The sequence below is a fragment of the Hyphomicrobium sp. genome (assembly GCF_036262015.1).
GTDB lineage: Bacteria > Pseudomonadota > Alphaproteobacteria > Rhizobiales > Hyphomicrobiaceae > Hyphomicrobium_C.
Window position 1 is genome coordinate 63352 of record NZ_DATAJR010000007.1, and the last position, 12105, is coordinate 75456.

Below are 12105 nucleotides of genomic sequence, written 5' to 3' on the forward strand. Positions count from 1 at the left end.
GACCTCAGTCCAGGATCATCGCGCGGATGGCGTCCACGTCGAGGCCCTTCTCGCCGATCACCACCAGGCGACCCTGGCGCGCTTCGTCCGAACGCCACGGGCGGTCGAACTGACTCTGAAAGCGCGCGCCGACGCCCTGAACCAGGAGGCGCATCGGCTTGCCGGTGACCTCGGCGAAGCCTTTCATGCGGAGAATATCATGCCTCTCGGCGGTTGCGGCGAGGCGGGCAACAAAGCTTTCCGGCGAGGCTGTCGCTGGGATGTCGACGATAAAAGTGTCGAAGTCGTCGTGGTCGTGCTCGCCTTCGGCATCATGATGGGAGGGACGCGACGCCAGATCGGCCTCTGCCGCGGCGCCGAGGCCCAGGAGTACGGCCGGGTCGAGCTTGCCACCCTGGGTCTCCACGACCTTCACGGCGCGGGGGAGCGTGCCGCGGATCTCGCGCACGACTTCCTCGATTTCGACGGCCGACATGAGGTCGGTCTTGTTCATCACCACGAGATCGGCGCAGAGGAGCTGGTCCTCGAAGACCTCCTCCAACGGGTTGTCGTGGTCGAGAGAGCTATCTTCGGCGCGCTGCTGTGCGACGGCGTCGGGATCATCGGCAAAGCGGCCCTCGGCGACGGCCTTGCCGTCGACCACGGCCACGACGCCGTCGACCGTCACGCGGCCGGCGATCTCGGGCCAGTTGAAGGCCTGCACGAGCGGCTTCGGCAACGCGAGACCGGAGGTCTCGATGACGATATGCTCCGGCGGCTCGGGGAGCGACAACAGCGAGGTTAGCGCGGGCACGAACTCGTCGGCCACGGTGCAGCAGAGGCAGCCGTTCGAGAGCTCGACGATGCGATCCTCTGGGCAACTGTCGTCGCCGCAGCCCTTCAGGATCTCGCCGTCGACGCCGACGTCGCCGAACTCATTGACGATCACCGCGAGGCGGCGGCCGCCCGCGTTGCCGAGGACATGACGGACGAGGGTCGTCTTTCCGGCGCCGAGAAAGCCGGTCACGATGGTGCAGGGCACTTTAGCAAGCGAAGTCATGTGGTCTCCGGTTTCGGGGGGTCCGGCGGGAACGACACAAATCCAAGCGGCGGAATGCGGGCAACGACGCCACGGCGGAACGACTGCGGCCGCTCCTTCCAGGGGACGATGCCCGTCTCCGAGCGTGCGAACGCGAGAGCAGCCGAGACGATCTCACCAGTGTGGGCTTCCGTCTCGAGATCGCCGACGAGGTATGTCCACTTGCCCGGCCCAACGAGCGCCACCGTACAGGGGCGCTTGCAAACGGCAAGACACTCGACCGGCGTTACGGTTAACCCGGCGGCGGCGGTGCGCTCGATCTCGCCTTCGAGGGCTTTGACCAGATCCGTTCCGGGCAGATCGAAACCCTCTGGCACATCCTCGCGCTTCCGTCGGCATGTGGTGCAGACGAAAATGGTGGCGGTGGCCGCAGTGGCACCGTCCACCTCGATTTTCACGGGCGCTGTCAAGTTTTAGCGACGCCAACCGAGGCGCCGACTCCTGCCAGCCGCGGCCAGATCGCGCCGACCGCAAAACCCGTTGCGAGCCAAAGCGCAGCGTGAACCGCGAGCGACGTTGCCGCAAAGCGCGCTGCCAGCTCGGCCGGCACCTTCGACGCGTCCGCATCCATGACGTGCGGCGCGCCAATGACGTGAGGCGCCAGCAGAAGCACGACCGCGAGCGCCCGCATGGCCACGCTGTCGTTGCGCAGGAATAGCCAAAGGGCGGCTGCGGTGCTCAGCGCTGTCAGCAGCCACCAACCCTGGCGCGATACGAGATCGGCAGCAACCATTCCCGGTAGTTCCGGCGACAGCCCTACTGCTGGCGCAAGCCCCGTGGCGGCAAACCCCGCAGCAGCCCAGACCATGGCCTGGCGCTCATCGATGCGATCACCCGCGATCAGCATTGCTGCGAGCAACAGGAACGCGAAGCCGACCGACGCGCCGATGGTGGCGATGCTCGTGTAGACGATGCGCTCAGCGCCGTCGGCCGGTGCCCAAGCTTCCTCGCCGTGATCGCCGTGCCCTTCGGGGCCGTGAACCAGGATTAGAGGAAGCGACGAAGCATCGGCGGAGGCCAGCACGAGCTTTGCGGGGCCGTAGGCCGTCTTTTCGGGGGCAGCGTTCTCGTATGTCTCAGCTTCGAGAATGAGCGGTGTCGTGGTGAAATTCTGCAGTAGGGCAATCGCCAAACCGGCGACGAGCCCGGCCAGTAGCCCGGCCGAGAGAACACGCGTGATCATGTCGAGCCTCGCTCAGTGGCAGGGGAAGCTGAGAGAGTGACGCGTATCGTGGGCCGCGTTGTGGATCGTGGACGGATGCGCAAAACCCACCGTGAAGACGAGCACGGCGCCAAACGTCATGGCGACGAGGGCGGCGCGCAGCACCTGGGTGCGATCCTGCTCGAGGGTGATGGCTTGGGTCGGTTGAGCTTGGGTCGTCAAGACGTGCCTCCTTAGCCACCCCACCGGCGGCCGTTCGGGTTCAGGGATGCGAAGGCCGGTCTCCTGGCTTGCGGCTCCCCGACCGCCCTCGCCTTCCCGGCCGAGGCCAGTGGCACAGTTGAGGATCGGTCTAGCCGCTTACAGTTGCGGGGGCAGCTCCGGAATCAGGGTTAAGACGCACCCTTCACCGGGATTCCCATTTCAGCGCCTCGCGGCGCACCGTCGACTGTTTGAGATAGCCTTTGCGAGCGAGCCCTGTCAAACAGTTGCCACATCCAAGCCGCCCCGGACCTGACACCTCATGGCCGCCCCCCTCCCCCGCTTGACCCTCGTCCTCGGCGGCGCCCGCTCGGGAAAGAGCCATTTTGCCGAAGGCCTTGTGACCTCCTGCCCGGCGCCTTGGCTCTACGTGGCGACCGGAGAGGCCCGGGATGCCGAGATGACACAGCGGATCGCACTCCACGTCGCACGCCGGGGGCCGGGGTGGGAGACGCGCGAAGTGCCCTTCGACCTCGCCGACTTCATCCGGAGCGACGACGCCGAGTCCCGCCCGATGCTGATCGACTGTTTGACGCTCTGGCTGACCAACGTGATGCTCGCAGACCGGGACGTGGCGGCTGAGCGTGCGACGCTGATCGACACCCTCCGCGAAGCCCGCGGGCCGATCGTCGCGGTGTCGAACGAAGTGGGCCTGGGTATCGTGCCAGAGAACGCGTTGGCCCGTCGTTTTCGCGACGAACAAGGCCGTCTCAATACGGCGGTCGCGGCGCTGGCCGACACTGTCGTGCTGGTTGCGGCCGGCCTCCCCCTCACCCTCAAGCAACCCTGAGGAGCTCTCCATGTCGACTGAGAACGAAAGCGCGGACGAAGCGCGGCACAAGGCCAAGATGGCCAACCGCAAGGCGATCCAGGACGCCGAAGTCGAGTCGAAAAAGGTCGAGAAGGGCCTGCTCATCGTCCACACCGGCAAGGGCAAGGGCAAGTCGACGGCTGCGTGGGGTTTACTGCTGAGGGCGCTCGGGCGCGGGTTCCGCTGCGGCATCGTGCAGTTCGGCAAGGGTGCGTGGGAAACCGGCGAGCGGAAAGCCATCGAGACGTTCGGCGATCAGGTCGTCTGGTACACACTCGGCGAAGGCTTCACGTGGGAGACACAGGATCGCGCGCGTGACGTCGCGGCAGCGGAACGCGCCTGGGACAAGGCGCTCGAGCTTATCGCCGATCCCACGATCCGGCTTGTCATCCTGGACGAGCTCAACATTTCGCTCCGGTACGATCATCTGGACCTCGCGAAAGTGCTCGCCGGCCTCACCGCGCGGCGTCCCGACTTGCATGTCGTCGTCACGGGCCGCAACGCGAAGGCAGAGCTGATCGAAGCGGCCGATCTCGTGACTGAGATGACGCCGATCAAGCATCATTTCGCGGCTGGCGTGCGCGCGCAGGAAGGCATCGAGTTCTGAGGGCGGCGCGTCGATGACAGCACGGGCGATCATGCTCGCCGGCACCGGATCCGACGTCGGCAAATCGCTGATCGTCGCCGGGTTGGCGCGCGCGTTCCGCAATCGCGGCCTCACCGTGCGTCCGTTCAAGCCACAAAATATGTCCAACAACGCCGCGGTGACGGCGGACGGTGGCGAGATCGGCCGGGCGCAGGCGCTGCAGGCGCGCGCGGCGGGTGTGGCTCCAACTGTGCACATGAACCCGGTGCTCCTGAAGCCGCAAAGCGAGATCGGGGCCCAGGTCGTCGTCCAGGGACGCGTCATTGGAACCGCGAAGGCGCGTGCCTATCAGGACATGAAGCCTCAGCTCATGACGTCGGTTCTCGACAGCTTCGGACGCCTCGCGCGGGACGCGGATCTCGTGCTCGTCGAGGGGGCGGGCTCGCTATCGGAGATCAACTTGCGGGTCGGCGATATCGCGAATGTGGGTTTTGCGCGCGCTGCCAATGTGCCGATCGTACTGATCGGGGACATCGACCGGGGCGGCGTGATCGCGAGCCTCGCCGGCACGAAGGCCGTGCTCGCGCCGGACGATGCCGCGATGGTGCGCGGGTTTCTGGTCAACAAGTTCCGCGGCGATCCGGTGCTGTTTGCCGAAGGTATGACGGCCATCGCGCGACTGACGGGATGGAAATCGCTCGGCCTCGTTCCCTACTTCGCGGGCGCGGATCGACTCCCAGCAGAAGATGCGCTCGGTCTCGATGGGCTGCGCCGCACCGCTGTCTCGGGCAAGCCGCTTATCGCCGTGCTCGCCTACCCGCGCGTTTCCAACTTCGACGACTTCGATCCGCTTCGGTTGGAGCCGAACGTCGATATCGTCTTCCTACGGCCCGGCGACGTGGTGCCCGCTGAAGCGCGCCTCATCGTGCTTCCCGGTTCCAAAGCGACCATTGCCGATCTCGCGTCGCTGCGCGAAACGGGCTGGGACGTCGACATCGCGGCACACGTCCGGCGCGGCGGCCATGTGCTCGGCATCTGCGGCGGGTATCAGATGCTCGGTAAGTCCGTCAGCGATCCCGGCGGCATCGAAGGCGCACCGCAGACGGTTAGCGGTCTTGGCTATCTCGATATCGAAACGACGATGCTGGGCGACAAGGCGCTGCACGAGGTCGAGGGCATATCGGTCGACAGCGATGCCCCATTCAAAGGCTACGAGATGCATGTCGGCAAAACGACGGGCGCCGGGACGCAGCATCCGCTCGTACGATTTTCCGATGGGCGGCCGGACGGCGCAGTGAGCGAGACCGGGCGCATCTCCGGCTGCTACGTGCATGGCCTCTTTGCGGACGATGCCCAGCGCGCGGCGTGGCTGGCGCGGATCGATGCCGATGCTTCGGCGCTTCACTATGAGAATGACGTCGACGCGACGCTCGACGCGCTCGCCGCCCACCTCGAGCGGCACGTGGACTGCGACGCGCTTTTAGCGCTGGCCCAGATCCCCAAGCTTCCGGTCTAGAACAGCAGGAGCGCGATCAGCGCAAACAGGCCGATGGTGGCCGCCTGGATCACGTAGGCGATGCGGTAAAGCCGAAGCGCGCGGTGAATGTCGGCGGCAGTCGCTTCCCGGCGCCCCGAACCCATCCAAGCGTCGTCGACGGGCTTGCCACCGTAGCTGCGCGGGCCTGCGAGCGCGAGACCGAGCGCCCCGGCCATAGCCGCTTCAGGCCATCCGGCGTTCGGCGAGCGGTGGCGCGGAGCATCGCTCAACGCGCTCAACGCGGCGGCCCGCCAATCCGCGCCGGGCATCAGACGTGCCGCCGCGATGAGCCAAATCGCGGAGAGACGCGAGGCTGGGAGATTGACGAGATCATCAAGTTTCGCAGCGGCCCATCCGAATGCGAGGTAGCGCTCGGACTTGTGCCCGATCATGCTGTCGGCCGTGTTGATTGCCTTGTAGAGCGCGCAACCGGGCAGACCGCCGAGCACGAGCCAGAACGTCGGCGCCACGACGCCATCGGAGAAATTCTCGGCCAAGCTTTCGATGGCTGCGCGCGATACGCCCGCTTCGTCCAGGGTTTGGGGATCTCGGCCGACGATCCGCGACACAGCCTGGCGGCCGCCGGCAAGGCCACGGCTTTCCAAGGCCTCAGCAACGTCGGAGACGTGCTCGTCGAGACTCCGCGCCGCGAGCAGCGTGCTTGCCAGAACGGCCTTCACAAGGAGCGCAAGCAGAACCGGGAGGACGAGAGTGATCGCGTGGTCGATCAGGACGACAACGGAACCGGTGACAAGAAGGATCGTGGCCAAGGCCAGGATACCGCGCAACCGGGCTCTCGGAAACGACAGGTGTCCCTCGTTCCAGACGTGCTCCGCCCGTGCGATGAGCGCGCCGATCCATGTCACCGGGTGACCGACGCGCGCCAGGAGCGCCTGCGGGTAGCCCGCAAGGGCCTCAATGAAGAGGGCGAGGAAAGTCAGCGCAAACGTCATCGAGGTCTCTGCGGGAAGAAGTGCTCCGTCCGGGTGCTAACACAGGTCACGCGCCGGCGGAACACGCGTGTCAGACCAACAGCAAGAGGAACAACAACGCCGATTCCATGACCTCGATGCTTGCGCCGTGGCAATCGCCGTTCATGCCGCCGACGCGGACGCGCCAATAAAGAGCGAGAACAGCCGTCAAGGGGAGTGCCGCCAGCAAGACTGGGGCGACGACGAGCGTGGCGATTGCCAGGACAACCGCTTCGAGACCAACGACGCGCTGGTCTATCCCGGCCACGAACCGGCTTGCCATACCTTCCCCCAGCGGCGGAACCGCAAGCCCTAGCGCAAGCGGTGCCCACCGCGCCCAGGCCGCAACAAGGGCGAGGCTTGCCACGAGTTCACCCAACGTTGCCCGCTCGGCCAAGACCGCGAGCAACACGAGCTTGGTGAGAAGTTGCAGGGCGATGGCGATGGCGCCGAAACCGCCGAGATGCGGATCGCGCGCAACCTCGATGAAGCGCTCCCGATTTCCGTGCGCGGCGCCGAGCCCGTCGGCAACGTCTCCCAGGCCTTCGACGTGGAGGCCACCTGTCACGAGAATCCAAGCGAGGAGACCCAGGAGCGCGCCGATCCAGGGGCTTACTCCGCTCCCGAGCGCCACCGCGATGGTCACCAGACCGCCTACGATGGCACCGACAACCGGCAGCCATGGTGCAGCGGACGCAAGGTTGCTGTCCGCAGGCAGACGCGGTGTCGGCAGTCGGGTCATGAATGCGAGGGCCACGAACAAGCCTGTCATGCGGCCCTCTCCCACCCAGGCTGCGCGATCTCGATAATCTCGCCCCAAAGACCGTGCTTGGGGTCTCTGCCCATCTCGACGGTGATGCGCGTCGCGGCGTCTATGCGTATGGACCAGAGGCGATCTAGCGGAAGCGCGAGCAGGACCGACAACGCCATGCGGATGCTCCCCCCGTGCGCGACCACAAGGATCGTTCCGGTATCGCGCACGGCAAGGCGCAACAAGGCGGCTTCGACGCGCGCGCGGACGTTCTCCATCGGCTCGCCGTTGGGCGGCGGGTTGGCGTCCGGGTTGGCGCGGAAAGCACCGAATCGCGCATCGGCCGCCAGCACACTGCGCGGCTGGCCGTCCCAATCGCCGAAGTCGATCTCACGCCATGCGGGATCGATCTCCGGCTCGAGGCCGCAGGCGTCGGCCGCGATGTCGGCCGATTGCTTGGCGCGCGAGAGCGGCGAGGCGACGATGGCCGCCCAAGTGCGGCCCGCAAGCTGGCGTGCGACAGCCTGACGTCCCACGTCCGACAAGGGCGGATCGGACCGGCCGAGAAGTGCGTCACCGAGGTCGGTCGCCCCATGGCGGATGAAGTCGACCCGCGTCATGCCTCCGTGCGGCCAGACACGGCCGCCTCCGCGAAAGTCGCCATACCGTTGTGAAGGGCGCAAGCGAGACGTAACACGGCGAGGGCCGTTGCCGCGCCGGATCCTTCGCCAAGCCGAAGGTTGAGATCCAAAACCGGACGCGCGGCGAGGGAATCGAGGATGAGTCCATGTCCCTGCTCCGCCGAGCGGTGCGAGAAGATGAGCCAGGGCCGGCACGAGGGATTGATCCGTGTCGCCGTCAGCGCGGCGACGGTGACGATGAAGCCATCAACGAGAACCGGGATGCCCGCTTGCGCCGACGCGATGATGGCACCTGTCAGCGCCGCGATCTCGAGGCCTCCCACAGAGGACAGCGCACGGTGTGGTTCATCCAACGTGAGGGTATGGCGGGCAAGACCTGTTTCGATCACATGGACCTTGTGCGCGATGCCAGCGGTATCGAGGCCCGTACCTGCGCCTGCTATTTCTCCAGGCGACTTGGCGAGCAGAACCGAGGCGAGCGCGGCGGCTGCCGTCGTGTTGCCGATCCCCATTTCGCCGAACAGCAGCAAGTCGGCCGGCGCTGCCGCTTCTACAGCCCGTCGTCCGGCGGCAAGTGCGGCGTCGCATTCGTCGGCCGTCATAGCGGGCTCGGCCGTGAAATCGCGTGTGCCGGAACGTGGCTTGTCGGTTACGACGCCCGGCAAGGGATGCGCCGCCAGCGTCCCCGCATCAACGACCGTCAACGGCACCCCCAGCTCGCGGGCGAGGACCGACACGGCCGCGCCGCCCGCCGCGAAGTTCTTCAGCATTTCGACGGTTACGGCCGAGGGATAGGCGGACACGTTCTGCGCGGACACGCCGTGATCGCCCGCGAAGAGAATGATCGGCGCCTTTTGGGCGCGCGGCCGATCCGTCGCCTGCAACCCTGCCAGCGTGATCGCCAACGTCTCGAGCGCACCCAGCGAACCTGCGGGCTTGGTGAGCACGGCCTGACGTGCACGCGCCGCCGCCTCGTGACGGGCGGACGGCTCGGGACAAGGCGCTTCGATCCAATCGAGTTGCATACTGCTTCGCGTTCTGTTGTGAGGGGCTTTGGATGCTGCATGACATGACGACAGTCAGCGGGCAACTGCAACAGGCCTAACGGCATCCCGTATCGAATGCTATGGAGACTGCAGATTCCGCGCCGGGCGCGATCGTGCCGCGTTAACCTCAAGGGTGCTCATGAAGCTCAGGCGGGTCTCGACGGGTGGACAGCCGATCGTTCAGATTGGTGCCGGCGACGGCTGGGTGGATACAGCCGTCGCGTTGAGCAGCCTGAGGGGCGAACTCGCCGCCGATGATATCGTGTGCTGGTCTAGCGACGCGGTTGCGCTCCTCGGCGCACCCGCTGATGTGCTCGGCCGCATCAATGAGGCGGCCAGAAGCTTGCCGCCATCCGGCGAGCCTCAGTCCGTGCACCTCCCCTTCGAGCCGAAGTCGTTCCGCGACTTCATGCTCTACGAGCGTCACGCGATCGATGCGGCGCGCGGGTTCGTGCAGAGGTTCATGCCCGGCGTGTTGCCGATCGTGCGCGCGTACGAAGCCGTGCTCGGCGCACCGTTCCCGGCTCTCAAGCCGCACGCGCTCTGGTATCGGCAGCCGATCTATTACATGGGCAACCATCTGGCGTTCGTGACGGACGGCGAAGCGGTAGCGATCCCCTCTTACACCGATGCGCTCGACTATGAACTCGAACTTGGGTTCGTGCTGGCGCATGAGCTTTTCAACGCGAGCCCCGATGATGCCGAACGCGCCATCGGCGGCTTCGTCGTCGTCAACGACTTCAGCGCGCGCGACGTGCAACGAGCCGAGATGCGGTCCGGCTTCGGGCCACAGAAGGCCAAGCACTTCCGCAACGGCATCTCCGCGGTCGTGGTCAGCGCCGATGAAATCTTGCCCCGCTGGCGCGATCTCAAGGGCTCCGTGCGGATCAACGGGCAATTGATCTCCGAGCCATCCAGCGCGGGCGCGCAATGGTCGCTCGGCGAAGCGCTCGCGCATGCGTCTCGCGCCGAACGCTTGTACCCCGGCGAGTTTTTCGCGACCGGAACGCTGCCCGGTGGCAGCGGCATCGAAACCGGCCGTCTTCTCACCTCCGGAGATACCATCGAACTCGCAATTGAGGGTGTCGGATCGCTCACAAACCTGATCGCCGCCAAGGACAGCACGCCATGAAAGTCATCGATCTCTCGAAGCCCGTGCAATTCAACCGCGACGATCCTTTCTTCATGCGGGTCAAGGTGAAGCACAAACCGCACTGGATGGCGAAAGTTCTGGTGCGGCTGCTGGGGCTGCCGTTCCGGTTGTTCCCGCGCGATTTCGTGGGCTGGGCCGACGACACGGTCAGCATGGGCGTTCATGCGACGACCCACATCGATGCGCCGTGGCACTACGGCCCGACGTCGGGCGGCGCGCCCGCTCAGACGATCGAGGAGATCCCGCTCGACCGCTGTATCGGCCCCGGCGTCGTACTCGATCTTTCGCACAAAGCGGACGGCGATCCCATCACGGTCGCGGATATGGACGCGGCGCTCGCCAAGTCTGGCGCCACGCTCACGGACCGGACCATCGTGCTCATCCGGACCGGGCGTGACCGGCTCATGGGTACGAAAGAGTTCTGGCAGACCGGCACCGGAATGACGGCCGCCTCGACGGAATGGCTGCTCGATCGGGGCGTCACCATCATGGGCATCGATCAGTGGGGATGGGACCTGCCGTTCCGGGCCCAAATTGCCAAGTCGCGCGCAACGGGGGACGCGACACTCTTCTGGGAGGCGCATCGGGTGGGCCAGCGGCGGCCCTACTGGCATATGGAGCAACTGACAAATCTCGAAGCGCTGCCGCCCTATGGTTTCGAGGTGGCGGTATTCCCGCTGAAGATTGTCGGGGCGTCGGCGGCTCCCGCGCGCGTCGTCGCGCTCCTGCGCTGACGAAATCCACGGGCGCCACAGCTAACCCATTGGCTTCGCAAGCCTCCGAAGGGGGCTTTTGGGCCGCCCACGGAACTTGAACACAAATTTCTTACAGCCGGGGGTGTCGTTGGGAATTTTTCCCTGTAGAACGGGATAACATTCCCACGCAACACGGCTCCCATGACAAAGCGCAAGTCCGACCCGGTTTCGACCCAGCTTGACCCGAGCCACCCCAATTACGACGCGATCCTGCTCAAGCGATCGCGGCTCGAGGCCCATAGGCGCCGTCGCCTCGAAAACCAGGGGGAGGCCGTGGCGCAAGACCGGAAGACGACTGTCAAGCCGGCGAAGAAGCGACCGCGTCGCCGCGAGGATTGACCCGATCCCGCATTGCGCGAATGGCTCGAGCTTGATCTTGGTCTCTCAAGTCCCATTTCTGCTCAAGCGAGGCAGTCTCACGGCCACGGGCAGCAAATGGGAGTCTGACCGGACATGGGCAATTCGTACGATGACGACGCCGGTGCTGCGAATTTCGTCGCGGACCTTCGCAGCCTGCTTCCGAAGTTCGAGCCCTCACGGCGCGAGGCCATGATCGCGACACTCGCGACAGGCTTTGCGCTTGCGACACAGCCGGTTGCCGCGGAGACGGCCATCACGACCGATACCGAAGGCCTCACGGCCGGCGAAGTTCAGATTCCAACGGCGGATCGTCCGATCCCAGCCTACCGCGCGATGCCCGCGCAGAGGGGACCGTTCCCCATCATCCTGGTCGTGCAAGAAATCTTCGGCGTGCACGAATACATCAAAGACGTTTGCCGGCGGCTTGCCAAGGCCGGTTATTTCGCGATCGCCGCCGAAATGTTCGTGCGGCAGGGTGATGTCTCGAAGCTCAAGAGCATCGACGAGATCCGCCCCATCGTCGCGAAGGTTCCGGACAGCCAAGTGATGAGCGACCTCGACGCGGCCGTTGCCTTTGCCGCCAAGTCCGGGGGCAACATCGACAAGCTCGGCATCACGGGCTTCTGCTGGGGTGGGCGGATTACCTGGCTTTATGCGGCGCACAATCCGGAGGTCAAAGCCGGCGTGGCATGGTACGGGCGTCTCACGGGTGACGTGTCCGACCTCACACCCAAGCATCCAGTCGACATCGCCGCTGATCTCAAGGCGCCGATGCTCGGTCTCTATGGCGGTGCGGACCAAGGCATTCCTCTAGACACGGTGGACGCGATGCGCGCCGCGTGCGCGAAAGCGAACAAGACGTGCGAGATCGTCGTGTTCGAAGGTGCGCCGCACGCTTTCCATGCGGACTATCGCCCAAGTTACCGTGCCGAGCCAGCCAAGGACGGCTGGGCGCGCCTCCTCTCCTGGTTCAGGCAGCACGGTGTAGCCTGA

General features: G+C 65.7%; 14 protein-coding genes and 1 riboswitch. Of the genes, 6 read left to right on the forward strand and 8 right to left on the reverse strand.

Annotated elements, in window-relative coordinates; genetic code table 11:
* Positions 1–4 precede the first annotated feature (4 nt).
* The 4 genes from cobW to VHO05_RS07170 are packed head-to-tail and all read right to left on the reverse strand — an operon-like array spanning position 5 to position 2462.
* Complete coding sequence (cobW, locus tag VHO05_RS07155; protein ID WP_329645916.1) at positions 5–1039, reverse strand: cobalamin biosynthesis protein CobW; 1035 nt, start codon at positions 1037–1039, stop codon at positions 5–7.
* Positions 1036–1476, reverse strand: coding sequence for a DUF1636 domain-containing protein (locus tag VHO05_RS07160; protein ID WP_329645917.1), 441 nt, complete (start codon positions 1474–1476; stop codon positions 1036–1038). The genes cobW and VHO05_RS07160 overlap by 4 nt, the downstream gene beginning before the upstream one ends.
* 8 nt (positions 1477–1484) lie before the next feature.
* Positions 1485–2261, reverse strand: a complete 777-nt coding sequence (locus VHO05_RS07165; protein ID WP_329645918.1) for a CbtA family protein — start codon at positions 2259–2261, stop codon at positions 1485–1487.
* A 12-nt stretch (positions 2262–2273) separates the two neighbouring features.
* Entirely contained in the window at positions 2274–2462 is a 189-nt protein-coding gene (locus VHO05_RS07170) for a CbtB domain-containing protein (RefSeq protein WP_414653710.1), read from the reverse strand.
* 36 nt (positions 2463–2498) lie between these two features.
* Positions 2499–2701, reverse strand: a riboswitch (cobalamin riboswitch).
* Positions 2702–2763: 62 nt separating this feature from the next.
* On the opposite strand from VHO05_RS07170, the gene cobU reads away from it, so the two are divergent.
* Genes cobU through VHO05_RS07185 form a run of 3 tightly spaced genes read left to right on the forward strand, consistent with a single transcriptional unit; the run spans position 2764 to position 5414 of the window.
* Complete coding sequence (gene cobU, locus VHO05_RS07175; RefSeq protein WP_329645919.1) at positions 2764–3291, forward strand: bifunctional adenosylcobinamide kinase/adenosylcobinamide-phosphate guanylyltransferase; 528 nt, start codon at positions 2764–2766, stop codon at positions 3289–3291.
* A 10-nt stretch (positions 3292–3301) separates the two neighbouring features.
* Complete coding sequence (gene cobO, locus VHO05_RS07180; protein WP_329645920.1) at positions 3302–3919, forward strand: cob(I)yrinic acid a,c-diamide adenosyltransferase; 618 nt, start codon at positions 3302–3304, stop codon at positions 3917–3919.
* A gap of 13 nt (positions 3920–3932) precedes the next feature.
* Complete coding sequence (locus tag VHO05_RS07185) at positions 3933–5414, forward strand: cobyric acid synthase (protein WP_329645921.1); 1482 nt, start codon at positions 3933–3935, stop codon at positions 5412–5414.
* On the opposite strand, the gene cbiB is transcribed toward VHO05_RS07185, so the two are convergent.
* The 4 genes from cbiB to cobT all read right to left on the reverse strand — a co-directional run bounded on the left by cbiB (position 5411) and on the right by cobT (position 8823).
* On the reverse strand, positions 5411–6388 hold the full coding sequence (gene cbiB, locus VHO05_RS07190) for an adenosylcobinamide-phosphate synthase CbiB (RefSeq protein ID WP_329645922.1): 978 nt from the start codon (positions 6386–6388) through the stop codon (positions 5411–5413). The two genes, VHO05_RS07185 and cbiB, sit on opposite strands and share 4 nt — an antisense overlap.
* A 70-nt stretch (positions 6389–6458) precedes the next feature.
* Positions 6459–7178, reverse strand: a complete 720-nt coding sequence (locus tag VHO05_RS07195) for an adenosylcobinamide-GDP ribazoletransferase (RefSeq protein ID WP_329645923.1) — start codon at positions 7176–7178, stop codon at positions 6459–6461.
* On the reverse strand, positions 7175–7777 hold the full coding sequence (locus tag VHO05_RS07200; RefSeq protein WP_329645924.1) for a histidine phosphatase family protein: 603 nt from the start codon (positions 7775–7777) through the stop codon (positions 7175–7177). Before VHO05_RS07200 ends, VHO05_RS07195 begins: the two co-directional genes overlap by 4 nt.
* Positions 7774–8823 carry a nicotinate-nucleotide--dimethylbenzimidazole phosphoribosyltransferase gene (cobT, locus tag VHO05_RS07205; RefSeq protein WP_329645925.1) on the reverse strand — a complete coding sequence of 350 codons (1050 nt, stop codon included), beginning with the start codon at positions 8821–8823 and terminating at the stop codon, positions 7774–7776. Before cobT ends, VHO05_RS07200 begins: the two co-directional genes overlap by 4 nt.
* A 160-nt stretch (positions 8824–8983) precedes the next feature.
* Between cobT and VHO05_RS07210 the strand changes: the two genes are divergently transcribed.
* The 3 genes from VHO05_RS07210 (at position 8984) to VHO05_RS07220 (ending at position 12105) form a co-directional block, all read left to right on the forward strand.
* Entirely contained in the window at positions 8984–9976 is a 993-nt protein-coding gene (locus VHO05_RS07210; RefSeq protein ID WP_329645926.1) for a fumarylacetoacetate hydrolase family protein, read from the forward strand.
* Complete coding sequence (locus VHO05_RS07215; protein ID WP_329645927.1) at positions 9973–10731, forward strand: cyclase family protein; 759 nt, start codon at positions 9973–9975, stop codon at positions 10729–10731. Before VHO05_RS07210 ends, VHO05_RS07215 begins: the two co-directional genes overlap by 4 nt.
* 474 nt (positions 10732–11205) lie before the next feature.
* Complete coding sequence (locus VHO05_RS07220; protein ID WP_329645928.1) at positions 11206–12105, forward strand: dienelactone hydrolase family protein; 900 nt, start codon at positions 11206–11208, stop codon at positions 12103–12105.

Coding starts and splice junctions, on each gene's coding strand:
- cobW (WP_329645916.1), bottom strand. CDS start 1,039: ATGACTTCGCTTGCTAAAGTGCCCTGCACCATCGTGACCGGCTTTCTC.
- VHO05_RS07165 (WP_329645918.1), bottom strand. CDS start 2,261: ATGATCACGCGTGTTCTCTCGGCCGGGCTACTGGCCGGGCTCGTCGCC.
- cobU (WP_329645919.1), top strand. CDS start 2,764: ATGGCCGCCCCCCTCCCCCGCTTGACCCTCGTCCTCGGCGGCGCCCGC.
- cobO (WP_329645920.1), top strand. CDS start 3,302: ATGTCGACTGAGAACGAAAGCGCGGACGAAGCGCGGCACAAGGCCAAG.
- VHO05_RS07185 (WP_329645921.1), top strand. CDS start 3,933: ATGACAGCACGGGCGATCATGCTCGCCGGCACCGGATCCGACGTCGGC.
- cbiB (WP_329645922.1), bottom strand. CDS start 6,388: ATGACGTTTGCGCTGACTTTCCTCGCCCTCTTCATTGAGGCCCTTGCG.
- VHO05_RS07195 (WP_329645923.1), bottom strand. CDS start 7,178: ATGACAGGCTTGTTCGTGGCCCTCGCATTCATGACCCGACTGCCGACA.
- VHO05_RS07200 (WP_329645924.1), bottom strand. CDS start 7,777: ATGACGCGGGTCGACTTCATCCGCCATGGGGCGACCGACCTCGGTGAC.
- cobT (WP_329645925.1), bottom strand. CDS start 8,823: ATGCAACTCGATTGGATCGAAGCGCCTTGTCCCGAGCCGTCCGCCCGT.
- VHO05_RS07210 (WP_329645926.1), top strand. CDS start 8,984: ATGAAGCTCAGGCGGGTCTCGACGGGTGGACAGCCGATCGTTCAGATT.
- VHO05_RS07215 (WP_329645927.1), top strand. CDS start 9,973: ATGAAAGTCATCGATCTCTCGAAGCCCGTGCAATTCAACCGCGACGAT.
- VHO05_RS07220 (WP_329645928.1), top strand. CDS start 11,206: ATGGGCAATTCGTACGATGACGACGCCGGTGCTGCGAATTTCGTCGCG.